This is a genomic window from Dyella sp. NPDC103356 (assembly GCF_055584465.1).
On sequence record NZ_JBVJLZ010000004.1, the window covers coordinates 22,727 to 45,981 of the forward strand.

24 protein-coding genes are annotated in these 23,255 nt (G+C 62.7%); 12 read left to right on the forward strand and 12 right to left on the reverse strand.

From position 1 onward, the window contains the following. Positions 1-256 precede the first annotated feature (256 nt). Positions 257-1,462, reverse strand: a complete 1,206-nt coding sequence (gene coaBC, locus ACZ6WW_RS10055; RefSeq protein ID WP_465274072.1) for a bifunctional phosphopantothenoylcysteine decarboxylase/phosphopantothenate--cysteine ligase CoaBC — start codon at positions 1,460-1,462, stop codon at positions 257-259. Positions 1,463-1,641: 179 nt separating this feature from the next. Between coaBC and ACZ6WW_RS10060 the strand changes: the two genes are divergently transcribed. After that, positions 1,642-2,841, forward strand: coding sequence for a M20/M25/M40 family metallo-hydrolase (locus tag ACZ6WW_RS10060; RefSeq protein ID WP_465274073.1), 1,200 nt, complete (start codon positions 1,642-1,644; stop codon positions 2,839-2,841). Positions 2,842-2,919: 78 nt separating this feature from the next. On the opposite strand, the gene ACZ6WW_RS10065 is transcribed toward ACZ6WW_RS10060, so the two are convergent. Together ACZ6WW_RS10065 and ACZ6WW_RS10070 are read right to left on the reverse strand one after the other, a co-directional pair. Continuing rightward, complete coding sequence (locus ACZ6WW_RS10065; RefSeq protein WP_465274074.1) at positions 2,920-3,819, reverse strand: SDR family oxidoreductase; 900 nt, start codon at positions 3,817-3,819, stop codon at positions 2,920-2,922. A 76-nt stretch (positions 3,820-3,895) separates the two neighbouring features. Continuing rightward, on the reverse strand, positions 3,896-4,636 hold the full coding sequence (locus ACZ6WW_RS10070; protein ID WP_465274075.1) for an SDR family oxidoreductase: 741 nt from the start codon (positions 4,634-4,636) through the stop codon (positions 3,896-3,898). 122 nt (positions 4,637-4,758) lie between these two features. On the opposite strand from ACZ6WW_RS10070, the gene ACZ6WW_RS10075 reads away from it, so the two are divergent. Continuing rightward, on the forward strand, positions 4,759-5,658 hold the full coding sequence (locus ACZ6WW_RS10075) for a LysR family transcriptional regulator (RefSeq protein WP_465274076.1): 900 nt from the start codon (positions 4,759-4,761) through the stop codon (positions 5,656-5,658). Between the two features lie 4 nt (positions 5,659-5,662). On the opposite strand, the gene ACZ6WW_RS10080 is transcribed toward ACZ6WW_RS10075, so the two are convergent. Then, on the reverse strand, positions 5,663-5,812 hold the full coding sequence (locus tag ACZ6WW_RS10080; protein WP_465274077.1) for a hypothetical protein: 150 nt from the start codon (positions 5,810-5,812) through the stop codon (positions 5,663-5,665). 183 nt (positions 5,813-5,995) lie between these two features. Between ACZ6WW_RS10080 and radC the strand changes: the two genes are divergently transcribed. Together radC and ACZ6WW_RS10090 are read left to right on the forward strand one after the other, a co-directional pair. Then, on the forward strand, positions 5,996-6,667 hold the full coding sequence (gene radC, locus ACZ6WW_RS10085) for a RadC family protein (RefSeq protein ID WP_465274078.1): 672 nt from the start codon (positions 5,996-5,998) through the stop codon (positions 6,665-6,667). Positions 6,668-6,729: 62 nt separating this feature from the next. Further along, positions 6,730-7,569, forward strand: a complete 840-nt coding sequence (locus ACZ6WW_RS10090; protein WP_465274079.1) for a hypothetical protein — start codon at positions 6,730-6,732, stop codon at positions 7,567-7,569. A gap of 29 nt (positions 7,570-7,598) precedes the next feature. On the opposite strand, the gene ACZ6WW_RS10095 is transcribed toward ACZ6WW_RS10090, so the two are convergent. After that, positions 7,599-8,318, reverse strand: coding sequence for a hypothetical protein (locus tag ACZ6WW_RS10095; protein ID WP_465274080.1), 720 nt, complete (start codon positions 8,316-8,318; stop codon positions 7,599-7,601). A gap of 10 nt (positions 8,319-8,328) precedes the next feature. Between ACZ6WW_RS10095 and ACZ6WW_RS10100 the strand changes: the two genes are divergently transcribed. After that, positions 8,329-8,823 (forward strand): hypothetical protein, encoded by a 495-nt coding sequence (locus ACZ6WW_RS10100; RefSeq protein ID WP_465274081.1) that lies wholly within the window; start codon positions 8,329-8,331, stop codon positions 8,821-8,823. Positions 8,824-9,161: 338 nt separating this feature from the next. Here the strand turns inward: ACZ6WW_RS10100 and ACZ6WW_RS10105 are convergent, their stop codons facing one another. After that, complete coding sequence (locus ACZ6WW_RS10105) at positions 9,162-9,965, reverse strand: SDR family NAD(P)-dependent oxidoreductase (protein WP_465274082.1); 804 nt, start codon at positions 9,963-9,965, stop codon at positions 9,162-9,164. Between the two features lie 48 nt (positions 9,966-10,013). Next, positions 10,014-10,442 (reverse strand): MarR family winged helix-turn-helix transcriptional regulator, encoded by a 429-nt coding sequence (locus ACZ6WW_RS10110; protein ID WP_465274083.1) that lies wholly within the window; start codon positions 10,440-10,442, stop codon positions 10,014-10,016. A 550-nt stretch (positions 10,443-10,992) separates the two neighbouring features. Here ACZ6WW_RS10110 and argS point away from each other — a divergent pair. The 3 genes from argS to ACZ6WW_RS10125 all read left to right on the forward strand — a co-directional run bounded on the left by argS (position 10,993) and on the right by ACZ6WW_RS10125 (position 13,985). Further along, positions 10,993-12,696, forward strand: a complete 1,704-nt coding sequence (argS, locus tag ACZ6WW_RS10115) for an arginine--tRNA ligase (RefSeq protein ID WP_465274084.1) — start codon at positions 10,993-10,995, stop codon at positions 12,694-12,696. After that, positions 12,697-13,419 carry an SPOR domain-containing protein gene (locus ACZ6WW_RS10120; RefSeq protein ID WP_465274085.1) on the forward strand — a complete coding sequence of 241 codons (723 nt, stop codon included), beginning with the start codon at positions 12,697-12,699 and terminating at the stop codon, positions 13,417-13,419. It abuts the gene before it with no gap. A 107-nt stretch (positions 13,420-13,526) separates the two neighbouring features. Then, positions 13,527-13,985, forward strand: a complete 459-nt coding sequence (locus tag ACZ6WW_RS10125; RefSeq protein ID WP_465274086.1) for a hypothetical protein — start codon at positions 13,527-13,529, stop codon at positions 13,983-13,985. Positions 13,986-13,993: 8 nt separating this feature from the next. On the opposite strand, the gene ACZ6WW_RS10130 is transcribed toward ACZ6WW_RS10125, so the two are convergent. The 4 genes from ACZ6WW_RS10130 to speA all read right to left on the reverse strand — a co-directional run bounded on the left by ACZ6WW_RS10130 (position 13,994) and on the right by speA (position 19,174). Further along, on the reverse strand, positions 13,994-14,857 hold the full coding sequence (locus ACZ6WW_RS10130) for an NAD(P)-dependent oxidoreductase (RefSeq protein WP_465274087.1): 864 nt from the start codon (positions 14,855-14,857) through the stop codon (positions 13,994-13,996). Positions 14,858-15,073: 216 nt separating this feature from the next. After that, positions 15,074-16,279 carry a DUF3734 domain-containing protein gene (locus ACZ6WW_RS10135; RefSeq protein WP_465274088.1) on the reverse strand — a complete coding sequence of 402 codons (1,206 nt, stop codon included), beginning with the start codon at positions 16,277-16,279 and terminating at the stop codon, positions 15,074-15,076. A gap of 4 nt (positions 16,280-16,283) precedes the next feature. Continuing rightward, entirely contained in the window at positions 16,284-17,069 is a 786-nt protein-coding gene (locus ACZ6WW_RS10140; RefSeq protein ID WP_281851338.1) for a 3-hydroxybutyrate dehydrogenase, read from the reverse strand. Between the two features lie 218 nt (positions 17,070-17,287). After that, positions 17,288-19,174, reverse strand: coding sequence for a biosynthetic arginine decarboxylase (speA, locus tag ACZ6WW_RS10145; RefSeq protein WP_465274089.1), 1,887 nt, complete (start codon positions 19,172-19,174; stop codon positions 17,288-17,290). A gap of 274 nt (positions 19,175-19,448) precedes the next feature. Between speA and speE the strand changes: the two genes are divergently transcribed. Next, positions 19,449-20,300 carry a polyamine aminopropyltransferase gene (gene speE, locus ACZ6WW_RS10150; protein ID WP_281851335.1) on the forward strand — a complete coding sequence of 284 codons (852 nt, stop codon included), beginning with the start codon at positions 19,449-19,451 and terminating at the stop codon, positions 20,298-20,300. Between the two features lie 136 nt (positions 20,301-20,436). Here the strand turns inward: speE and ACZ6WW_RS10155 are convergent, their stop codons facing one another. Beyond that, a complete protein-coding gene (locus ACZ6WW_RS10155) occupies positions 20,437-20,634 on the reverse strand; it encodes an antitermination protein NusB (RefSeq protein WP_281851334.1) in 198 nt (65 codons plus the stop codon). A gap of 208 nt (positions 20,635-20,842) precedes the next feature. On the opposite strand from ACZ6WW_RS10155, the gene ACZ6WW_RS10160 reads away from it, so the two are divergent. From ACZ6WW_RS10160 to ACZ6WW_RS10170, 3 genes are all read left to right on the forward strand, one after another. Continuing rightward, a complete protein-coding gene (locus ACZ6WW_RS10160) occupies positions 20,843-21,874 on the forward strand; it encodes a hypothetical protein (protein ID WP_281851333.1) in 1,032 nt (343 codons plus the stop codon). A 234-nt stretch (positions 21,875-22,108) separates the two neighbouring features. Further along, positions 22,109-22,741 carry a nucleotide-binding protein gene (locus tag ACZ6WW_RS10165; protein ID WP_465274090.1) on the forward strand — a complete coding sequence of 211 codons (633 nt, stop codon included), beginning with the start codon at positions 22,109-22,111 and terminating at the stop codon, positions 22,739-22,741. A 39-nt stretch (positions 22,742-22,780) separates the two neighbouring features. Then, a complete protein-coding gene (locus ACZ6WW_RS10170; protein ID WP_281851331.1) occupies positions 22,781-23,254 on the forward strand; it encodes a SixA phosphatase family protein in 474 nt (157 codons plus the stop codon). Position 23,255 lies beyond the last annotated feature (1 nt).

The window sequence follows — 23,255 nt, forward strand, 5'->3', positions numbered from 1 at the left end:
CGGCTTTGCAGCATGCGGTGTGGTTGGCACGTTTGCGTGGGCTTTCTCTGACCAAACCCGACTAGCTTGTAGGAGCGACTTCAGGAAACCTCGAATGACCCCTCCTACTCGTCATCCCGGCCTGCGCCGGGATGACGATCATCAAAACCGAGGCTTTTCGAGGCTCCCTTCAGTTGCCAGCGGCCGTACCTCGCGCTGCACGGTCGCGACTGAAGTCGCTCCTACAAGCTCAGGTGATTTTTCGAGATCCGGCAGATCACCCGCGCTGCGCGCGATACCGCTCGGCAAGCTTCACGATCAACTGCTGCGCCAACATGCGCTTGGATGCGCGCGGCAAGGCCTCTTCACCGCCAGGCCAGAACAGGCTCAAGGCATTGTCTTCCGCTTCGAAGCCAAGGCCGCCACCCACCTGATTGGCGGCGATCATGTCCAGACCCTTGCGCTTCAGCTTGTCCTGCGCGTACACCGCAACGTCGTGCGTCTCGGCGGCAAAGCCAAGCAGGAACGGTTTGGGCGTGCGCTGGGAAAGGTCGGCCAGAATGTCTGGGTTTTCGCTGAGTTCCAGCGTCAGGCCTTTGCCGTCGTGCTTTTTCAGCTTCTGCCCGGCAACCGTGGCCGGGCGGTAGTCGCCCACCGCGGCAGCGCCGATATAGATGTCGGCCTGTGCCGTGGCTTCGAGCACTGCATCGTGCATCTGCGCGGCACTGCGCACGTCGATGCGCCGCGCCACGCGCGGCGGTGTGGCCAGGCCGACGGGACCGGCGATCAAGGTGACCTCGGCGCCGGCATAAGCGGCCGCCTCGGCCACGGCAAAGCCCATCTTGCCGGAGCTGCGGTTGCCGATAAAACGCACCGGGTCGATATCTTCATAGGTCGGGCCGGCGGTGACGACGACTTTCAGGCCACGCAGGCGCTCGTCGACAAAGGACGCCACCATCGCCTCGCGCAGTTCCAGCGCTTCGAGCATGCGCCCCGAGCCGATATCGCCGCAGGCCTGGTCGCCAGAATCGGGGCCGAGCTGGATGACGCCGCGCCGACGCAAGGTCTCCATGTTCGCCTGTACTGCCGGATGCGCCCACATCTGCTGATTCATCGCCGGCGCCACATAAACCGGCGCGGCACTGGCCAGGCAGACGGTGCTGAGCAGGTCATTGGCGAAACCCTGGGCCAGGCGCGCGATGGTGTCGGCCGACGCCGGCGCAATCAGAATGCGCTCGGCCCATTTCGCCAGCTCGATGTGCCCCATGGCCGCTTCGCCATGCTCGTCCCACAAGCTGATGCGTACCGGCTCGCCGGACAGTGCCTGGAACGTGGTCGCGGTGACGAAATGCGTAGCGCCCTCGGTCATCACCACCCGCACATGGGCATCCAGGTCGCGCAAGCGCCGCACCAGTTCACACGCCTTGTAGGCAGCGATGCCTCCGGTGACGGCTAACAGGATGCGACGTTGGGCAAGACTCATAGCTACAGACCGATGATTTAAAACAGTAATAGCTTACAGGATTCGCCTTCGGCCGCCTCTCTCGGGGGCGATCCACGCCAGGCATGCTTTGAACGAGCCCAGCCGGGTTTTCGCACCTACCTTTTGCCAGCCTCATTCCGCCCCGGTCACCGTCGTAACCCAAGACAAGGAAGTCAGCCATGTCCAAGAAGAAAGCTGCCCTGGCAGCCGCCCTGCTTTGCCTCGTGACGACAGTCCACGCCGCCGAGCCACCCGAACTGGTCTGGATCTCGCTCGCGCAAGATGCCAGCCTCACCGAAGACCTGCGCTTCGGGCAACGCTTGTCCGTGCAAAAGGGCAGCCCGCATGATTCGCTCGCGCTCCTGGTCGAACACGATCAACTCGATACCCTCGCCGAACAATTTCGTAGCGAGTCCCGGCATGGCGCGGGGTTCATCGTGCACTCCTCGCTCGAGGACGCCTTGTCCGTTCAGGCGGTCCAGCGCCGGCCCGGCTACGACATCAACCAGCACGAAACCGTGCGCGGATTGATCGGGCAGATCGACGAAACCCGCCTGATCCAGGTCATCGAGCAACTAAGCCGGTACCAGGACCGTCGACACGGGTCCGAGACCGGCGCGCAGGCTTCCCTGGCCATCCGGGACTTATGGCAGTCCTGGGCCGGCAACCGCGCCGACGTGAAGGTGGCTCAGGTCACGCATGCCAGAACGCCGCAGAAATCCGTAGTGCTCACCATGACGGGCAGCGAAAAACCGGATGAGGTCATTGTGCTGGGCGGCCATCTCGATAGCACATCGAACGCGCTGAAAGCACCCGGTGCCGATGACAATGCGTCGGGTATTGCCAGCCTTTCCGAGGTTGTCCGCGTACTGCTGCAGAACAACTACCGGCCCAAGCGCACCCTGCAATTCATGGCTTATGCCGCCGAGGAGGTCGGCCTGGTGGGTTCGGGCGAGATCGCCCAACGCTACCGCAACGACGGCATCGATGTTCTCGGCGCGCTGCAGTTGGACATGACCAACTACAAGGGTTCTTCGGGCGATATCTACATCTACGAGGACTACACCGACCGCATGCAGAATGATTTCCTGCGTCGGTTGATCACCACGTATCAGCCCGATCTCCAGATCGGCACGTCGCGTTGCGGCTATGGATGTTCCGATCATGCAAGCTGGAACAGGTACGGCTACGCGGCTTCGCTCCCATTCGAGGCACGCTTCGATCAGGCCAACCCGTCCATACATACGGCCAACGACACGCTCGAAAAGAGTGGTGGCAACGCTACACACACGGCCAAGTTCGCGCGGCTGGCGTTGAGCTACGCCATCGAACTGGGCAACGGTACACGCGTGGTTTCATCGGCGGCGAATCAGGAGTGATGGTTCATCCGCGCCGCACAGCCGATCAGCCCGAGCTGACGCGCTCGGGCTGATCGGCCACCTGGATGCCGTGATCGCTTAACCGATCACGCGCGGCTTGAGGATGTCTTCCAGTCCGATCCGGCGCAGCAGTTCGGCACGCACGCGGTCGGCCACGCCATTGACGATCTCCGCACCATCCTCGGACGGATCGATATGCACACGGAAGGGGCGCTTGCCGAACGGCTTGTCCACTACCTCGACGATGGCATCGGCGACAGCCTGCGGGTCAGCATCGGCTGGTTCCAGATCGGCCAGGCCCTTGAAGGCCACTTCGGAGAAATCCGCGGTCGGGCCATTGGCATATTCCTCGGCGCGTTGCTTGTCGGCCGGGCTACCCGAATGGGCGAAGTGATTGGTGCCCTTGGTGAACGCGCCCGGCACCACGATCGACGTCTCGATGCCCCAGCGCGCCAGCTCACCGGCGTAGCTCACCGCCAACGCGTCCATGCCTGCCTTGGCGGCGAAATAAGGCGCGAGGTACGGCGGTGTACCGCCACGCGAGCTGCTGGAGGACACCCACACCAGCAAGCCACGGCCCTGCTTGCGCAGCTGCGGAAGGGCGGCACGATTGACGCGCTGCGTGCCCAGCACGTTGATGTCGTAGAGCTGCGCGAATTGCTCCGGCGTAAAGGCCTCAGCCGGGCCATACGACATGTGTCCGGCGTTGTGCACCACGACGTCCAAATGGCCATGGGCTTGCACGACGGCAGCGATCGCGGCGGCGGCCGATGACTCGGACTGCACATCCAGTTCGACGGTGCGCAGATCGACGCCGTTCGCCTTGGCATAGTCGGCGATGCTGGCGACCTGGGCCGCATTCTTTCCCGCGACGTCACGCATGCTTGCATAGACGGTATGACCGGCATGCGCCAGCGCCTTGGCAGTCATCAAGCCAAAACCACTCGATGCGCCGGTAACGATGATCACGTATTTCATGATGGGTTCTCCAAAGCAAATTAGTTGTAGCGGGGATGAGCGGCGCCAATGCGCCATGTCGCAGACAAAAGAAGGTTCAGACCATGCCGCCGTTGGCGCGCAGTACCTGGCCGTTGATCCAGCCGCCCTCGGGGCCGGCCAGGAAGGACACGGTCTTGGCGATGTCTTCCGGTGAACCCAGGCGCTCGAGCGGGTTGAGCTTGGCCAGCTGCTGCACCAACTCGTCCGACTTGCCGTCCAGGAACAGATCGGTTGCCGTCGGGCCGGGCGCCACTGCGTTCACGCTGATCTGGCGACCGCGCATTTCACGCGCCATCACCCGGGTCATCGCTTCCACAGCGCCCTTGGTGGCGGCGTAGATGCCGTAGGTAGGCTGATAGACACCGACGACGCTGGTGGAAAAATTGATCACCCGGCCGCCGTTACGCAGGCGCTTTGCGGCCTCGCGCATGGTGTTGAAGCTGCCTTTCAGGTTGACGTTGATCAGGCGGTCGAACAGCTCGTCGCTGGAATCGGCCAGCGTGGCCAGACCCATCACGCCGGCGTTGTTGACCAGCACATCGACGCCGCCAAAGGCCGTTTCCGCGGCATCGAACATGCGCTTCACCGCGGCCGGATCGCTCACGTCAGCCTGAGCCGTCAGAGCCCGCCCGCCGGCGGCTTCGATCTTGCGGGCCACCGCTTCGGCCGGTTCGGCGTTGCCGGCGTAATTGACGACGACGGTAAAACCGTCCTTGGCCAGCCGTTCGGCGATGGCGGCGCCGATACCGCGCGAGGCGCCGGTAACGATGGCGACCTGGTTGTTCTGCTTGCTCATGACGTACTCCTCGGGAGGGAAAGATCCGACCGATGTGTCGGTGAGGCGTACTTTGGACTTTTCTTGGCTGGGGATAATCGGGTTTAATCCGACAACATTATTCGGATAATGGGAACAATATCGTGGACCGATTCGACGCCATGCGCCTGTTTGCCCGGATCGTCGAGCGCCGCAGCTTCACCCTCGCGGCGCAGGATCTGGACCTGCCCCGCTCGACCGTCACCGAAGGGGTCAAGCAGATGGAGGCGCGGTTGGGCGTGCGCCTGCTTCAGCGCACAACGCGCCAGGTAAGCCCGACGCTGGACGGCGAGGCCTACTACCGCCGCTGTCTTGCCATCCTGGCGGACATCGAGGAAGCCGAAGCAGCATTCAGCGGCGCCAAACCCAGCGGCATGCTGCGCGTGGACCTGCATGGCACGCTGGCACGGCACTTCGTATTGCCCGGTTTGCCCGACTTTCTGGATCGCTATCCGGATATCCAACTACACATTGGCGAAGGCGATCGCTTCGTCGATCTGGTGCGCGAAGGTGTGGATTGTGTCCTGCGTGTAGGCAAGCCGCCGGATAGCAGCATGGTGGGCAGGCACATCGCCACACTGGAGGAAGGCACCTTCGCCAGTCCTGCCTACCTGCAACGCTACGGTACGCCCCGAACCCCGGATGAGCTCGATGGACACCGCATGGTCGCCTTCGCGTCCTCGGCCACCGGCGGTCTGTTGGCGCTCGAATTCACTGTCAATGGACAGCTACGCGAAATCACCCTGCCCGCCACCGTCTCCGTCACCGGCGCCGAGACCAATGTCGCCATCGCCAAACTCGGGCTGGGCCTGATCCAGGTACCACGATATCGACTTGGCGACGCGCTCGCACGTGGCGAGCTGGTCGAAATCCTGCGCGACTTTCCACCCTCGCCATCCCCCGTCTATGTGCTCTATCCACATAGCCGTCAGTTGTCGCCGCGTGTACGCGTATTTATCGATTGGTTGTCGACGCAATTCGCTTCGCAGAACACAGCCGGGTGACTGACTAGTTCGGCTGTTGCGCCGATGCCGATCCTGCAGGTGCCGTCGCTGGCCGCGCCTCTTCATGCATCACGGCGCGATAGAAACCTAACGCCAGAATCACCAGAAGCGCCACGATGAAAGCGATCAAGGCCATGCGACGCGAGAATTTCATAGTCTTGTCGGCCATCCTGAGAGTCGGCGAAAGCCTGACCCATCCGCCGTATTCACATGGTCGACGTCATCGACACTGACGATCACACCAGGCAAATGACTAGACGCATTCCCGGCGAACGCCCGAGTGCTTCAACGATCATCCCCGCTGATGTACCGGCATCGGTCACGGCAAGCTCTCCCCATGAGCATCCGTGACTGGCCCACATTGGAACGACCGCGAGAAAGGCTATTGCAACGCGGTCCGTCCGCGCTTTCCGACGCCGAGCTGATCGCCACCCTGATCGGTCATGGCTCTCGCGGCAAGGACGCTATCAGCCTGGGCCGAGAACTGATCACCACCAGTGGCGGCCTGCATCGCTTACTGTCGGATGGAACATCGCTATCGAAGGTTTCGGGCATCGGCCCAGCCAAGCGCGCGCGACTACTGGCCGCCTTCGAACTCGCTCGCCGCGCCATGGGCGAACAACTGATGGCACTGCCCAAGCTGAGTAACCCACGCGACAGCGGCGAGTATCTGAGCGCACGCCTGCGTCATCTCCCGCATGAAGTCTTCGCATGCCTCTACCTCGACAACCATCATCGCGTCATCGCCTTCGAAGAACTGTTTCGCGGTACGGTAAACAGCGCCAGCGTGCATCCGCGCGAAGTAGTCCGCGCCTGCCTGGAACACAATGCCTGCGCGGTAATCCTGGCGCACAACCACCCCTCCGGGGTCGCCGAACCCAGCGCCGCTGATCGCGCGATCACTCAGCAGTTACGCGACGTACTCGATGTCGTTGGCGTACGTGTACTCGATCACCTGGTGATCGGCGCGGGCGATCCCGTGTCGATGGCGGAGCGAGGCCTCATCTGAAGCATCACTCGTTCGCGTGTTATAAGCCAAGCTTGCGTATGTTCTGCAACCGGGGGGATGCGATGGATACAAACGACGTATTTGACGATGTGCTCTTCATCAGAGAGCTGAGCAAGACCGACGTTATCGACTTCAAGAAAACGCCTTATCTACGCAACCACCATGGGCGAGCCGCTTTCGATGAAGAACGCCGGGGCAACCTGATCGAAGTCTTGCCAGAAGATGCCACGCTCGACCTGGGACAGAAGTACGCGGACATACGCGCGTGGCCTGAGCGCGTTCCGGCCGGTTATGAGATCACCGAGTTCGACTTCGGCGCGAAGGAGGTCCGTTACGCACCGCTGGCAGCGACACGCGATAGTGTGCGTGCGTTCGGCATGAACTTGCTCAGGCCCGGCGAATGCGTACACATGGACGATGAAGCGCTGATTCCGCCCGGTTGCGGGCCGCTTGTTTGCGCCACCTACCAATACGGCAAATGGGCCGGGCATTGGTCGCCCTACCGCTCGTTGCCGCATACCCGGCAGCTGATCACCTTCAATCCCACCGATCTGGAATATCACGACTTTCCACATGTGTTCTTCTCGATGGATGACGTGCCGCTGGTGATCAGCGTCGCGCGTTGGCGTCCCTATGCAAACGAGATCGCACTCGCCGATCTATGGGTGGCCCCAGGCGACGCCATCATCCTCCCGCCTAAGCGTTTCCCAACGCCTCCCGAGGGCGGCGATACCTGGCACAAGGTGATCGACCTGCACGGCAACCGCAATTCCGCGTTGGCCACCTGGCACGACAAAAATCGGCCGGGCATCATGACGCAAACCCTGCTGGTCGATCCCGCCAACGGCATTCACTACCACGAGGAAGTCGCACCGACTTTCCATGCGACTTTCGCACCTTGAACGGCACAGGTGCCGCGCCTGGCGGCGCTTTACTTTCCGCCCTTTCCTGGCGGGGGATGCGTCCCTGGGGGCATAGTAGATGTCGTAGTAGTGGACGTGGTGGATGTGCTCGACGCCGCCGAGGAAGAGGAACTGGTGGCCGAAGACGATGAAGCTGCTGAATCCAGACGCCGTTGATAAGTCACGTTCTGCGTTTTCCAGCCGGTGCCGTCCTTGGTCGGGCGAGCAGCCCACAGCGTCGAGTGGGTTGGCGTGTCGTGGCGATAGATGAATCCGCCTGGCCGCTTGGCGACGAAACGCTCCATGTTCGTATCGGCCACCTGATTGGCTTGCGTCGGCACATTGACCGTGTTGCCGGGCTGGCCGGTGAACTGAAAGGGATTCTGGTGTGCGTTCTCGCTGCGGATTTCCGGCTTCAATGCCGTGCCGGTGCTTTCCGGCTTCGGACTCTGCGGTCGCGGCGTGTCGCTTGCCGTGCGCGTGCCTGCGTGCGAAGCCCCGGTGTTCTCGGTATAGGTGTGATCTTCGCCGCTGGTGAAACTATCTGCCGCCGAACGCGTGGAAAACCTGTGCATCGAAACGCCGAGCTTCTGCGCCTGGGTGCGCAGGACCTGCGCTTCTGCCGGGATATTTGACGATTTGAGGTCGGCGAATGTTTTCCGTGTCGACTTGATATCGGCATTGATGTCTCTACGTGCTTCGGGCCCCGTGTAAAGGCGTCCATCGCCGCCCGCGGTAAGCGGCTTCAAGAAATGCGTTGTGACATCCTTGGCTGTTCCGGTTGAGGTAAGACCAAGAGCGGCAGCCTCTTTACTGAGTTCCGCGCCTTTAGCCCTGGCCATCGCGCTCACTCGGCTGGACATTCGCCGACCAGGAGCCGATGCCGATGCCGATGCCGACGGCATGCTTGTGCCGGTACCACTCGGCGCCGCATGCGTGCTTACCGGGGGCGACAGCGGCGACGTCGATGGCAAGCTGGAAAATGCGCTCGTGTGCGAACTGGTCGATCCCGAGGACCCGCTGCCTGATGTGGCGAGTGTCGGAGATAGCGTGCTTGCGCTTCCCATGCCGCCCGGCGATGCATGCGTTGACGGCACCGAGAAAGCACTCGATGACGTCAGACTCGATGATCCGCCACCACTACTTGCCGGATGTCCCAATATCGTGATCGGCGTGGCAATCGCGACGTGCGGTGAATGGAACAAAGGCGTGGCCGTGCCGTGTGTCGATGACGAAGTGGCTGACGACGGATGATGCAGCGATGAGCCTGGACTGATCGCAGCCCTATCCCTTGGCTTCTTGTTCGGATCCGTGGCGGTCTTCGGCAAAGGGCCGCCGGGGCGCTTTCTATCGCTGCCGCCACCACCGCCGCTTCCGCTTCCACTGCCGCCGCTGCTGCCTCCGGCCTTGAACATGGCGCCCCCTGGTGCACCCGAATCTAAGGATGCGGAGGAAAACTCTAGCACCAGGTTTTCAGGCCACGCCAGTGAATGTGCGGCATTTAAAACTTTCGAAAATTCAGACCACCTTACTCACATCGCCCCGGCGACATACCGGGGCGATGTGACGAGGCGCTTATCGCAAACTGCAACTCAGTTCACACCGTAGCGCTGCGCCGGCTTGGTGTGCGACAGGTTCGGGCCAAGCGCCAGGCGCGCGCCTTCGAACGTCTGCCAGTCGGCTGCCTGCGGCAACGACGGAATCGTGGCGAACTCGCCCTGGTCAAAACCGGCCAGTGCAGCATCGACCATATCTTCGGCCGACATCACGATGGCGCTGGGCAAATGCTCGACCGGCATGCCGGCGATGCCCCAGAATTCCGTCGCGGTGGCGCCAGGCAGCACGGCTTGTACACGCACTCCCTTGTCACCCAGCTCATGCTTGAGCGACTGGCTGAAGGCAAGCACATACGCCTTGCTGGCTCCGTACACGCCATTGAGCAACTCCGGTGCTACCGCAACGATCGAGGCGATATTGATGATGGCGCCCTGCTTGCGCGCCACGAAAGCCGGAGCGGCGGCATAGGTCAATCGCGTCAGCACATTCACGTTGAGGTTCAACATCTCTTCCATCTTGCCGATGTCCGCCTGCAGCAACGGTGCCGTCGCGCCGACGCCGGCATTGTTGACCAGCATCGAAATCGACGTGTCGTCGCGCAGCAAGGCTTCGACCTTGGCCATGTCGCCTGCAGCAGTGAGATCGGCGGCCACCGTTTTCACGCTGCGGCCGGTCTGCGCTTGCAGCCGGGTAGCGAGTTGTTGCAGGCGGTCCTGGTTGCGGGCGACCAGGATCAGGTCGTATCCGCGACGGGCGAGCCGGTCAGCGTAGACCGCACCGATACCTGACGATGCGCCGGTGATGAGTGCGGTACCTGGATGGTTGGTGGTGGTGCTCATGGTGTTCTCCTAAGTGTGTGTATGCACATATGTGCGCAAAAAAATGCCTCAGCCGGATTGGCCGATTTTCAAAAGCAGCTTGCGGGTTTCCTCGGCGGGCTCGTGGCCGAACTCGCCCTCGAATTCGTGTTGCGCCTGTTGCCACAGCGGCAGCGCCTGCTCGAGCCGCTGGCGACCGGCCGCGGTGAGCGACATCACGTTCTGACGGGCGTCCGTCGCACTGGCGGCGATCTCGATCAAGCCGTCGCGTTGCATTGGCTTGAGCGCGCGCACCAGACTGGTGCGATCCATCACCATCGCTTCGGACAGTTCGCGCATGGGAATCCCCGGCTCCTCATCCAGCAGCAGCAGGATGGTGAATTGCGTGCTGGTCAACTCCACCGGCGCCAGATGCCGCTCGTACAGGCGCGTCAGATAGCGCGCTGCCTGCCGGGAGGCGAAGCAATTGCACATGTTGGCGCGGCTGGATGAGTTCATGTCGCGCAATCTAATGTGTATATACACACATGTCAATAGCGGCAATAGCCAAAGCGACGGGATCGGCAGAAAAAACAACGGCGCGGAAGGAATCCGCGCCGTTAGAACCGTTTTTTGGGGAGGATTGAGAGGTACGGTTTCTCAATACTCCGGTCCGACGGGGAGGGTGTCGGTGGAGTACGCAGAGAAGTTTCCCATCAGGCCATGACAGGCAAGTGACGTGGAGTATGACGATACGTGACTTATGCCCACGCCAAATACTTATGCACATAAGCCGTCTGGCGGTGCTTTCCGGGCAGGACATTTCGGCTACATGAGGTTGACGCTCCAATCAATTGATTTAAATCAATTTTTTTCATTTCATGCAGGTTTCGACGTTTTGCACCCCAGCAAAAGGCTGTCATGCGCCAATCTTCCCCACAGAGTTATCCACAGCACTATCCCCCGTTTTGTGGATACAAACGGCCCCGCATGCGCCAGCGCATGGGGCGTAAGCGAAAGGCCCCGGTCTGCTAGGATTGCCGGTTCCATCGAAAGCCGATCCCTTACCGTGAAAGAACAGCTGCGCGAACTGCTGCTGCAGGCCATCCGTACCCTGCAGAACAACTCCACCCTGCCCGCCGAGCTCGAAGTACCCGCCTTCGTGATCGAGCGCACGCGCAACCGGGATCACGGCGACTTCGCAGCGAATGCAGCCATGTTGCTGGCCAAGCCGGCCGGCGCCAAGCCGCGCGAGGTAGCCCAGAAGCTGGTCGAGGCGCTCTCGCCCGAGTTGATGCAGCAGTTGCGCGTCGATCGGGTCGAGATTGCCGGCCCCGGCTTTATCAATTTCTATCTCGGCGCCGGCATGGCGGCGGTGATCGCCGAGCGCATCTTCAAGGAAGGCGGCGCCTACGGCCGGAGCCAGACCGGCGCCGGCAAGACTGTCGGCGTCGAATACGTGTCGGCCAACCCGACCGGCCCGCTGCATGTCGGCCATGGCCGCGCGGCGGCGATCGGCGATTGCCTGGGCCGCGTGCTCGAAGCGACCGGCTGGCAGCTCAAGCGTGAGTTCTATTACAACGACGCGGGCGTGCAGATTAACAATCTGGCGATTTCCACCCAGGCCCGCGCGCGCGGCATCGCCCCCGACCAGCCCGGCTGGCCTGAAGACGGCTATCGCGGCGACTACATCGCCGACGTGGCACGCGCCTATCTGGCCGGCGAGACGGTCGTCGCCGACGGCCACGCGGTCGTCGGGGCCAAGGACGTCGAGAACCTCGATGCGATCCGCCAGTTCGCGGTGGCCTCGCTGCGCCATGAGCAGGATCTGGACCTGAAGGCGTTTGGCGTCAGCTTCGATACCTATTTCCTCGAATCCTCGCTGTACAGCGACGGCAAGGTGGACGAAACCGTGCGCGAGCTGATCGCACACGACCACACCTACGAGGAAGGCGGCGCGCTGTGGCTGCGTTCGACCGATTTCGGCGACGACAAAGACCGCGTGATGCGCAAGTCCGACGGCACCTACACCTATTTCGTGCCGGACGTGGCCTACCACCTCAGCAAGTGGCAGCGTGGCTATGAGCGCGCGATCACCGAGCTGGGGTCGGATCATCACGGCAGCCTGGCACGTGTACGTGCCGGCTTGCAGGCGCTCGATTGCGGCATTCCCAAGGGCTGGCCGGAATACGTGCTGCACCAGATGGTGACGGTGATGCGCGGCGGCGAGGAAGTGAAGATTTCCAAGCGCGCCGGCAGCTACGTCACCCTGCGCGACCTGATCGAGGAAGCCGGCCGCGACGCGACCCGCTACTTCCTGATCGCGCGCAAGGCCGATTCGCAGCTGGTGTTCGATATCGATCTGGCGCGTTCGCAGACCAACGACAACCCGGTCTACTACATCCAGTACGCCCACGCCCGCGTCTGCCGCGTGCTGGAAGAACTGGCCGAGCGCGGCCTGCCCGCCGTCGATACGCAAGCAGGCATCGAACAGCTCGCGGGGCTCGACAGCGAGCACGAGCAGATCCTGCTGACCGAACTGTCGCGCTACCCGGAAATCGTCGAGGCGGCGGCAACCAATCTGGAACCGCACCTGATCGCGCAATATCTGCGCGAACTCGCCGGCGCCCTGCACAGTTACTATCACGAGCACAAATGGATCGTGGACGACGCCCAGTTGCGCAACGCGCGCATCACGCTCGCCGTCGCCACGCGCCAGGTCATCCGTAACGGTTTGGAATTGCTGGGACTCAGTGCCCCGGAGAAGATGTAAATGGCAGCACGCAAGGGTAAAGGCCGGCAGGCCGTGCGCAACAACAGTGGCGGCATGCCGGGCTGGGGTTGGGCAATCATTGGCATCCTGATCGGCGTGGTGCTGATGTTCCTTGCGCGTGGGCACCTGCCCATGGGTGGCAAGTCGGCCGACGTCCCGCAGCCCAACCCGCAGGCCACCGCGCAGCGCGGCGGCGACGCCGGAGCCGAGCCGCCGCCGGCCGCCGACGCCAGCGCGCCGAAGAAGCCGCAGTACGATTTCTATTCGGTGCTGTCGGAGAAAGAAGTCCGCATTCCGGATGCGGTGATCAGCGCCCAGGCCAAGGCCGAACAGCAGCAGAAGCAGCAGGCCGCCCAGCAAGCCGCAGCCGCGGCTCAGCAGCAGGCTGCCGCGCAGCCGAAGCCGCCGGCCAACGCACCCGCCGCCGAAACGCAGACCATTACCGCCGCACCCGCGGCAGCCACGCAACCGGCCGCCGCCAGCGGTGGTAACGGCTATCTGCTGCAGGTCGGCGCCTTCCCGAACGCCGCCGACGCGGAAAGCCTGAAGGCCAAGCTGGCGCTGCAGGGTTTCATTGCCAATGTCGCCACGGTCAACGTCAATGGCCAGGCTTATAACCGCGTACGCCTCGGACCGTTCCGCTCCGCCACCGAGCTGGAATCGGCGCAACAGCGTTTGCGTTCGGCCGGTATCAATGCGATTGCGTTGAAAGAAGGCAAGTAGGCCTGCCCTACCGCACTTCGGAAAAGGCGCCTCAGGGCGCCTTTTTTTGTGTCAGCATCCGTGCGTTCACCCCGCTGATCGCCACCATGGACACGGAACTCCGACAGATGTCGAACGAGGGCAGACGCACCAGATGGCAAGTGATCGCTGCCGGCCTGCTGGCTCCGCTGGCCGCCCCGCTTCTAAGCGCGATCATCCTGGAGGCGGGATGGTTCCTGCCCGACCACGAACGTTGGTTGCGAGCAGGCGACCTGGCCTTGCTCTATGTATGGGAGTTCGCGCTTACCCTCGTGCCAACCTGGCTGTTTGGCTATCCGATCTTCCGCTCCGCTCGCCGCAATCAACATGCATCCGGCGTGGGGATGTGCATGGCCGGCGCCATGGTCGGCGCATGCCTGTACACGCTTTTGTCTATCCTTGTCTTCGGGCAGGACTGGCTAAGCGCCGTGCTCCTGGGTATCGGAATGGGCGGCCTGAAGGGCTTCGCCGTCGGAGCGTTGTTTTCGCGCCTGGCCGGGCTTCCGCCCATCTCGACACGCCCCGAGCCACTTCAGGACAAAGCTTGATCGCCTGATCAGCTCCTGCGCTTCAGCCGGATCAATCCCGAGATATCGTCGTCGCCATAACCCTGGCTCATCAGCTGCGCATAGTCGGCCAGCGAGCGTTCGATGACGTTGCGATTGGTGCCGGCCTGCTCGGCGATACCGCGCACGATTTCCAGGTCCTTGTGCAGCAAGGCCAGCTTGAAGCCGACGGAGAACTCATTGCGCAACATGGTGGCGCCGCGCTTCTCCAGGAACCAATTGCCGGCGGCGCCAGCACCCAGCGTGGGAATCAGGCGTTCGGGATCGAGGCCGAGGGCTTCACCGAGGGCCAGGCCTTCGCAGACCGCTTGTGCGATACCAGCGACGACAACCTGGTTCACCGCCTTGGTGGCCTGACCGGCGCCGACATCGCCCAGATGGGTGATGCGCAAGGCATAGGCTTCGAGCACGGGGCGCGCGCGTTCGAGATCGGCGGCATCGCCGCCGACCATCACCGACAACTTGCCGTTCTTTGCGCCTTCGACACCGCCGGAGACCGGTGCATCGATGAAATGCGCGCCGGCTTCACGCAGCTTGGCGGCAGCCTTTTTCGCAGTATCGGGCGATACCGTGGAGTGATCGATCACGATGCTGCCTGGCTTGAGGCCCGGCAACAGTTGATCGATGGTGTTCAGGACATCGGCGTCGGCGGTCACGCATAGCGCGATGACATCGCACGCAGCAGCCAGCTCGGCCAGTGACTCGGGCGCGCTGACGCCGAGCTTTTCGGCCAGCGCCTGCGCCTTGGCATGCGTACGGTTGGACACCGCGTGCAGCAGGCCTTTGTCCTTGAGATGGCCTGCCATCGGCGCACCCATGGCGCCGAGTCCGATAAAGGCTGCTTTGAGGGTCATGGAGATTCCGGGAGGTCGGGGATGGAAGAGAAGAAGTCCATTCTAGAACGCACGCGGCGAAACCGCGCCAGGAAAACAGACTTCTAAACATCCTTTCCTACTCGTCATCCCGGCGCAGGCCGGGACCCAGTGACTTTGTGGTCGGTTATCGCGAAAGCCGGGAATCGAAGCCACTGGATCCCGGCCTTCGCCGGGATGACGATGGAAACTTAGGTCTTAGACGGATTCGGACCGATGCGCATCATGCGTCACGAACGGATGCTCGGTATCGGGGATATCCAGCCAATGCGGATGGGCGAGCGTGCTTTGCATATCCGCCACGCCACTTTCCCAATGCTCATGCATCGTCGCCGCGCTGAACTCGTAATCCTTGTAGTGCCCTTCGTACGGCTTGTCGCGATAGATCAGGTGGATCAGATTGGTCACGGCACCGCTGGCACGTTGCTCGGCGCGCTTGTAGGCCGGCTTGTTGTGCATCTCCGGCGGCACCAGCGCCATCAGGTCGTGCAGCATGCGCCGCTGCTCCTGATCCATCTTCATGTACTCGGTAATCATGCGCGTGCGGCTGGAGTACTGAATCTCTTTCGACCGCTCGGCCACGCCGCTCATATCGCGCGGCAATTCGCCTTGCGCGTTCCATAGGTCGACCTGGAACACCAGCGCGTCGTGACAGGGGCGCTCGGCCAGCACCTTGTAGAGCGGCGTATTGGAGACCATGCCGCCGTCCCAATAGAACTCGCCGTCGATTTCCACGGCGGGGAATCCAGGCGGCAGGGCACCCGATGCCATGAAATGCTCGGGCCGAAGCTTGCCGTGGGTATTCTCGAAATACGCGAAGTTGCCGGTGCGCACATTGACCGCGCCCACCGACACGCGCATCTCGCGCGGATCGTTGATGCGATCGAAATCGGCCAGGCGCTCCAGCGTGGCGCGCAGCGGCGCGGTGTCGTACCAGCTGGTGGTGGCCGGCGATTTGTGGCTTTGCAGGAACGGCGGTGGCAGACGCGGCACGAAGAAACCGAGCTGCCCTTCGATCAGCGTGCGCCACGCGGCCATCGCACTCACGCCGTTCTGCCATGACAACGGCCAGTTGGCTGGATCGAACGGGGAGGACGACAACGACGGCACCGAAGGCAGCGGCGTCTGGCAGATCGAGCGCCAGAATTCGTTGAGCTTCTCGACGCGCTTTTCCGGCGGATTGCCCGCGATGATCGCCGCGTTCAACGCGCCGATGGAAATGCCGGCGATCCAGTTGGGCCGCAATGCGGCTTCTTCCAGCGCCTGATACACGCCGGCCTGGTAAGCGCCGAGCGCGCCGCCGCCCTGAAGAACCAGGGCGACGGTGCCATAGTTGCGGGCGACCGAGTCGCCCACTGCTGCTGCGACTGAAGCGCGCAGTTGGCTACTCTTATCGTGGCTCATGGCGTTACTGCATGTACCAGCCGTGGCTGACCACGATCGACTGACCGGTCAGCGCAGCGGATGGGAAAGCGGCCAGGTACAACGCCGTCTCGGCAATGTCTTCGACCGTGGTGAAGACGCCATCGACGGTGTCCTTGAGCATCACGTTCTTGATCACCTCGTCTTCGCTGATCCCCAGTTCTTTCGCCTGCTCGGGAATCTGCTTCTCCACCAGCGGCGTGCGCACAAAGCCCGGGCAGATCACATGCGAGCGCACATTGTGGGCCGCGCCTTCTTTGGCCAGCGTGCGGGCCAGGCCCAGCAGGCCATGCTTGGCGGTGACATAGGCGGACTTGAGCTTGGATGCTTCATGCGAATGCACCGAACCCATGTAGATGACCACACCGCCGCGGTCATCCTTGTACATGTGCTTGAGCGCCGCCTTGGTGGTGAGAAAACCGCCATCGAGGTGGATCGCGAGCATCTTCTTCCAATCGGCGAAGGCGAACTGGTCGATCGGGTTGATGATCTGCACGCCGGCGTTGGAAATCAGGATATCCAGGTGGCCGAATGCAGCGACCACTTTCTCGGTACCCGCATTGACCGCCGCCTCGTCGGTGACGTCCATCGCGATGCCGATCGCCTTGCCACCGGCAGCGACGATTTCCGCTGCCGTCGCATCGGCCGCCTGCTGGTTGATATCGGCAATCGCCACGGCCGCGCCATTCTTGGCATAAAGCTCGGCAATCGCCTTGCCCAGACCGCTGGCTGCGCCGGTAATCAGCGCGACTTTACCTTCGAGACTCGCCATAAACACTCCTTCGTATGCCTGAGGGGGAAGCTGTGGGTTTCTTGTGGGAGCGACTTCAGAAGACCTTTTAAAACCTTTCCTATCCGTCGTCCCGGCGAACGCCGGGACCCAGTGCCTTGCGTTTCAACGTGCTGAAGACGCTGGGCCCCGGCGTTCGCCGGGGCGACGATGAAAACCGAGGTTGCTCAAGTTCTCTGAAGTCGCTCCTACAAATGCTGCTAAGCCTTATCGGAAAGATACGTGTAGCCCGTCAGGCCCTGATTCAATGTGGCATATAACTTGTCGGCCGCTTCGCCCTGCACACCGGCTGTCGCGATCCGTTCGCGATAGCTGCTGCGCATGGCTTCCAGATCGTAGCCGACATAGTCGAGCATCAGATCGGTGGTATCGCCGCTGCGCTTATGCGCAAATACGTACGAATCGCCGTCGACGCGCACGTTCACCGCATCGGTATCGCCAAACAGGTTATGGATGTCGCCCAGGGTTTCCTGATACGCGCCGACCATGAAGATGCCCAGCTGATAGCTTTCGCCATCGCGCAGTGCATGCAACGGCAAGCTCACGTCCACGCCTTCGGCATCCACATAGTGATCGATGCGGCCGTCCGAATCGCAGGTCAGGTCGACGATCACGCCACGCCGGGTCGGCTCTTCGTCCAGCCGGGCGATCGGCGCGATCGGGAAGATCTGTTCGATCGCCCAGATGTCCGGCACCGATTCGAACACCGAGAAATTCAGGAAGTACTTGTCGACCAGCTTCTCGTCGAGTTCGTCCAGCGCCTGGCGATGGGCACGCTCGGCCGGCAGCAGGCGCAGGCGTACCGCATTGGCGATGGCGTAGTAGAGATCGTCCAGGTGGGCACGGTCGTCCAGCGACAACTGACCGAGCGCATACAGCGACTGGCCTTCGGCAAGGTGATGCTGCGCTTCATGAAACAGCTCCAGCGTCGGCCGTTGATCGAGTTCACCGTAAGTTTCGCGCAGGCGACGCAAGACGGCAGGCTCGTCGGCGTGCGGCGGCTCGATCTTGCCAGCGGAGACTTCTTCCACCTCGGTCACGTTGGCGATCAACACCGCGTGATGCGCGGTCATCGCGCGGCCGGCCTCGGTGATGATGTGCGGCGCGTCCAGACCTTCTTCGGCACACACCTCGGCAAGCGCCTGCACGATGGTCGCCGCGTACTGCTCCAGCGAATAGTTGATCGAGTTGCTGCTGCGCGAACGCGAGCCTTCGTAATCGACGCCCAGGCCGCCACCCACGTCGACGATCTCCAGCGGGATGCCCTTGCGACGCAACTCCACGAAGTAACGGCTCGCCTCGCGCATGCCCGCGGCGATGTCGCGCACGTTGGACATCTGCGAACCCATATGAAAATGCTGCAGCTTCAGCGTATGGGTGAGACCGGCACGGTCGAGGCGTTCGATCAAGGTCAGCACCTGGCTGGGCGACAGACCGAACTTGCCCTTGTCGCCGCCGGTGTTCTGCCACTTGCCGGCGCCGAGCGTGGCCAGGCGCACGCGCACGCCAAGCAGGGGCTCGACAGCCAGCGCCTTGGCCTCGCTGAGTACGTGTTCGAGCTCGGAAAGCTTTTCGATCACGATATGCACGCGCAGGCCGAGCTTGCGGCCGATCAGCGCGAGACGAATGTATTCGCGGTCCTTGTAGCCATTGCAGATCACGATGCTGCCCGGCCGCGCCATCGCCAGTACGGCCATCAGCTCGGGCTTGGAACCGGCTTCCAGGCCGAAGCCTTCGGTACCGGCGGCCACCAGCTCGCCGGCGACGCCGCGCTGCTGGTTGACCTTGATCGGATAGACGGCCGTATAGCCACCCGAATAGCTCCACTCGTCGATCGCCTTGGCAAAAGCGTTCTTGAGCCGGGCCAGGCGGTCGGCCAGGATGTCCGGGAAGCGCACCATCAACGGCAGCCGCAGGCCCTCGGCACGCGCGCGCTCGACGATGGCCGGCAGCGACAGGGCCGGGCCGTTGGCGCCACGCGGGCGCATGACAATGTGGCCGGCGTCGTTGACGTCGACGTAGCCGTCGCCCCAATGGGCGATCGCATAGGTGTGACGGGATGCGGCGGAATTCCAGGGGTTCGCCATAAGACTGAGATCTCCTTGTACCAACGGACGATGACGTCGCAGCGGCGAGCCTTGACGGAACAACGAGCCCTCGACCGGAAGCCTCGCACGCCGCGGGGCCGATGGGCTTGTCCGGCCGACGAGCGGGGTTCGCTGGGCGGCCGAACCGCTATTGTAATAGGCCAAGCGTGACAATGTGGCTGCGGCGCTCTTGACGGCGGCGCGTGCGGGCCGCCTTTCCCGCTACAATAGTCGTTCTTTACCGTTCCTTTACCGTACGCCAGGACTCCTTGTCATGTCGCAGCTCAGCTGGTTCACCGAAGCCCACCAGGCTTCCGGCTCTTCCATCGGTTATCGCGTGGAGAAGCTGCTTCATGCGGAGAAGACCGCGTTTCAAACCATCGAGATCTATCAGACCACCGACTGGGGCAATCTGATGGTGATCGACGGCTGCGTCATGCTGACCAGCCGCGACAACTTTCTGTATCACGAGATGATGACCCACCCAGCGCTGTTCACCCATGCCCGCGCCAAGCGCGTGGTGGTGATCGGCGGCGGCGATTGCGGCACGCTGCGCGAAGTGTTGAAGCACGAAGAAGTCGAGCACGCCGTGCAGGTGGAAATTGACGAGCGCGTGACGCGCCTGGCCGAGCAGTATTTCCCGGAACTGTGCGAAGCCAACAACGACCCGCGCGCCGAGCTGCTGTTTATCGACGGCATCAAGTACATGGCCGAAGCCGAACCCGATTCGCTCGACCTGATCATCGTCGACTCGACCGACCCGGTGGGCCCGGCCGAAGGCCTGTTCAACGCCGCTTTTTACAGTAGCTGTCACAAGGCCCTGCGCCACGGCGGCATCCTGGTGCAGCAGAGCGAATCGCCGATCGCCCACATCGAACTGATCAAGTCGATGCGCGCGGCGATGCGCACCGCCGGCTTCAATGCGGTCAAGACGCTGCCGTTCCCGCAGCCGTGCTACCCCACCGGCTGGTGGAGCTGCACGATGGCACGCAAGGGCGGCGACCTTTCCGGTTTCCGCGAGCGCGGCGCCGCCAGCAAGAACTTCCCGACCCGTTATTACAACGCGGATATTCACCGCGGCGCACTGGCGCAGCCGGAGTTCATGCGCGAGCAGTTGGGCGATTGAGCCAGAGCGTAAAGTCGCTCGCTTTGCTCGCTGTCAATGGTCAATAGTAAACAGGAAGAGCCAGCCCTCACCCGGCTGGCTTTTTCCGTTTACCGTTGACCATTTACATGGCCGCGCAGCGGCCGGACTCCTCGCCTCAAAACAGCGTCGGCCTCACCTTCGGCATCAACACCAATGCCAACGTCGCCAGTGGGCCGAAGAAAATCGACAACAGAAACCAGATTAACCCGCTGCGGTTCTTGCCTTGTGCCAGACCGGCGTTGAGCAATGCCAGGGTCCCCCAACCGACGAACCAGGGCGCTCGCCCGTCAGCGAACATGGAAAGCTGATCCACTTTTTGTCTCCTGCAGCTACGGCGGGCCCGGGAGCCTCGCGAAAGGGCCATGCTAACAAGCCTGATCGCCGACGTTCGCTGTCGATCGACCCTTGAATCAGGCGAGCTTAAGGATGACCGGGGTTGAGGGATATCCCGTTCAGAACATCCTCAATTCTGGCCGGCTATGCTGGCGCCTTTGTGACAGCCCGATTTCATGGAGAACCCTATGCGTGGACTGCGCCCTCTGGCCCTGACCCTGGCCTGTGCGCTGCTGGCTTTGCCCGCTCTGGCGGCAAAATCGCCGGACAAAACGGACAAAAAGCAGGCTACGGCCCATGCCCAGGCCATGATCGCCTTCCAGCGCGACCTGGTCAGCGTAGTGGCTCCCCGGGCCGATGCCGCACCCTTGCTGGGTGCCGCGTTGCTGGCGCGTCCCCTGCCCAGCCAGCCCAAGTACAACGATTTCCACACCCTGATCGACCGCGCGGCAGCCGCCGACGGCGCCAGCGCGGCGGTGAGCTGGGTCCGGCTGAGCGATTGCGACGCCAAGGGTGATGCCTGCCCGAACGCCGATGCGGTCGCCAAGCTGCGTGAACAGGCTGCGGACAATGCGGCCGTTTGGATGCTGCAGCTTGGCATCGACCAGCACGACGGCAAGGACAAGGAAGCGCGGGCCGACCTGGCCAAGGCAGCCGCCGCCAAGCTTTACGACGATTACACCGGCGCCAGCCTCAAGGCCATCGCCGACGTGGTCAGCGTCCTGCCGCCCCCGGCCGATACGGTCGATTCGGCGATGTCGGCCGGCCCCAACGGGGTCCAGATGCTGATCGTCTATAGCGTCATCAGCACCCAGCCGCAGCCTGGCCTGCAGGCCACGGCCAAGCTGTGCGAAGGCGCCGCCAACGATGACGCCCTCAAGCAGGACTGCCTCAAACTGGGCCGCACCCTCGAGTGGGGCTCCAGCCCGCTGGCCCGCTCGCTCGGACTGCATATCCGCGAAGTGCTGAGTGGCGACGACGCCCAGCAGGCCGATGCCAAGCGCCAGCGCCGCAACCTGATCTGGCAGGTACAGAACTTCTCCCAGCTCTCGACCCGGGCGCCGACCGACAAGGCCATGTCGCAGCATTTGCTGGCGCTGGCCCGCAATGGCGGTACCGAGATGAGCATCGTGCTGGCGGCGCTGCGCGACTATTCGATCCCGTTGGAGGCGCCGAAAGAAGATGCGGCGGCTCCGGCGCCGGCTGGCTCTACGCACTAAGGCGTAAAGTCGGCCACGCTGTGGCCTGTAAATGGTAAACAGTAAACGGGAAGAGCCGGCGCATCGGGCGATGCTTTTTGCTCTTCCTGTTTACCGTTTACTGTTTACAGCGCCAATGGCGCGGCTTTACCACCCACAACGTGGCCGGCTTGACTAGGCGCACAAATTGCCCGTTCCCCATTCGGTCAAGCCTGTGTACCCTTCCCCCTAACCTTCCAGAAGGCGGAGCGGCGCATGCTTAACGTGCTGGTGGCAAGCAGCAAGGGTGGTTGCGGCAAGAGCACGCTGGTCACCCAGCTGGCCTCGCACTGGGCTCAGGACGGCAAGCACACGGCTATCGTCGATGTGGATCGCCAACAGTCCAGCTTCCGTTGGGCCGCACGCAGGCCGGAGAACGTACCCGGTGTATTGGGCGTCGAAGGCAGCCGCAAGGCGGTCGAAAAACTCCCCGAAGACACCCAGCGTGTACTGATCGACACGCCCGCCGGCTCGCACGAGCGCGAACTGGAGCCGTATATCGAGCACGCCAGCGTACTGCTGGTACCGGTGCTGCCCTCGCCGTTCGACCTGGACGCCACGCTCGACTTCCTCACGCACCTGAAGGAAATCAGCCGCATCAAGCGCGGCAAGCTGCCGGTCGGGTTGATCGCCAACCGGCTCAAGCCGTGGACCCGTGCCAGCCAGGACGCGGTCGAGCAACTCAAGGAACAATCGCCTTTTCCGGTCGTTGCGCAATTGCGCGACAGCCAGGCTTACGTGCTGCTCACCGCGCTGGGCAAAGGCATCTTCGACTACAACTCCGAACAGGTACGCGGCCACCAGGAAGACTGGAAGCCGATCCTGCGCTGGATCAAACGCCAACAATAAAAATCATCCGGCAGCGGTTGCCGGTCACGGAGTTAGCTTATGCACGAACTGATCCTGTTGCGTCACGCCGAAGCCCAGCCGGCCAAAACCGGCGGCGAAGATCAAGGGCGACGATTGAGCGGCCGTGGCGAACAGGAAGCCAAGGCAGCCGGTGCCTGGCTGTTGTCGCATGGCGTCAAACCCGACCGCGTGCTGTGCTCGCCTTCCGAGCGCACCCGCGCCACCGCCACGCTGGCCCTGGCGGCCATGAGCAACGCGCCCGAGTCGCAAATTGCCGACGAAATCTACGACGCGACGCCGGGCGAGTTGCTCGCGCTACTCGACCAGCACGACGATGCGGGAACTGTCATGCTGGTCGGCCACAATCCCGGCATCGAACGCTTGGTAGCCCTGCTTGTGGAAGGACGTTCCGACGAATTTCGCGGTATGCCGCCGGCCGGCCTGGCCGTATTGCATCTGCATGGATCGCTCGAGCCGGGCAGTGCCCGACTGGACGCCTTCTGGTCGCCGTAAC

What these genes read in the sequence shown, in the direction of transcription:
- coaBC (WP_465274072.1), bottom strand. Translation starts at nt 1,462, where the DNA reads ATGAGTCTTGCCCAACGTCGCATCCTGTTAGCCGTCACCGGAGGCATC.
- ACZ6WW_RS10060 (WP_465274073.1), top strand. Translation starts at nt 1,642, where the DNA reads ATGTCCAAGAAGAAAGCTGCCCTGGCAGCCGCCCTGCTTTGCCTCGTG.
- ACZ6WW_RS10065 (WP_465274074.1), bottom strand. Translation starts at nt 3,819, where the DNA reads ATGAAATACGTGATCATCGTTACCGGCGCATCGAGTGGTTTTGGCTTG.
- ACZ6WW_RS10070 (WP_465274075.1), bottom strand. Translation starts at nt 4,636, where the DNA reads ATGAGCAAGCAGAACAACCAGGTCGCCATCGTTACCGGCGCCTCGCGC.
- ACZ6WW_RS10080 (WP_465274077.1), bottom strand. Translation starts at nt 5,812, where the DNA reads ATGAAATTCTCGCGTCGCATGGCCTTGATCGCTTTCATCGTGGCGCTT.
- radC (WP_465274078.1), top strand. Translation starts at nt 5,996, where the DNA reads ATGAGCATCCGTGACTGGCCCACATTGGAACGACCGCGAGAAAGGCTA.
- ACZ6WW_RS10090 (WP_465274079.1), top strand. Translation starts at nt 6,730, where the DNA reads ATGGATACAAACGACGTATTTGACGATGTGCTCTTCATCAGAGAGCTG.
- ACZ6WW_RS10105 (WP_465274082.1), bottom strand. Translation starts at nt 9,965, where the DNA reads ATGAGCACCACCACCAACCATCCAGGTACCGCACTCATCACCGGCGCA.
- ACZ6WW_RS10110 (WP_465274083.1), bottom strand. Translation starts at nt 10,442, where the DNA reads ATGAACTCATCCAGCCGCGCCAACATGTGCAATTGCTTCGCCTCCCGG.
- ACZ6WW_RS10120 (WP_465274085.1), top strand. Translation starts at nt 12,697, where the DNA reads ATGGCAGCACGCAAGGGTAAAGGCCGGCAGGCCGTGCGCAACAACAGT.
- ACZ6WW_RS10125 (WP_465274086.1), top strand. Translation starts at nt 13,527, where the DNA reads ATGTCGAACGAGGGCAGACGCACCAGATGGCAAGTGATCGCTGCCGGC.
- ACZ6WW_RS10130 (WP_465274087.1), bottom strand. Translation starts at nt 14,857, where the DNA reads ATGACCCTCAAAGCAGCCTTTATCGGACTCGGCGCCATGGGTGCGCCG.
- ACZ6WW_RS10135 (WP_465274088.1), bottom strand. Translation starts at nt 16,279, where the DNA reads ATGAGCCACGATAAGAGTAGCCAACTGCGCGCTTCAGTCGCAGCAGCA.
- ACZ6WW_RS10140 (WP_281851338.1), bottom strand. Translation starts at nt 17,069, where the DNA reads ATGGCGAGTCTCGAAGGTAAAGTCGCGCTGATTACCGGCGCAGCCAGC.
- speA (WP_465274089.1), bottom strand. Translation starts at nt 19,174, where the DNA reads ATGGCGAACCCCTGGAATTCCGCCGCATCCCGTCACACCTATGCGATC.
- speE (WP_281851335.1), top strand. Translation starts at nt 19,449, where the DNA reads ATGTCGCAGCTCAGCTGGTTCACCGAAGCCCACCAGGCTTCCGGCTCT.
- ACZ6WW_RS10160 (WP_281851333.1), top strand. Translation starts at nt 20,843, where the DNA reads ATGCGTGGACTGCGCCCTCTGGCCCTGACCCTGGCCTGTGCGCTGCTG.
- ACZ6WW_RS10165 (WP_465274090.1), top strand. Translation starts at nt 22,109, where the DNA reads ATGCTTAACGTGCTGGTGGCAAGCAGCAAGGGTGGTTGCGGCAAGAGC.
- ACZ6WW_RS10170 (WP_281851331.1), top strand. Translation starts at nt 22,781, where the DNA reads ATGCACGAACTGATCCTGTTGCGTCACGCCGAAGCCCAGCCGGCCAAA.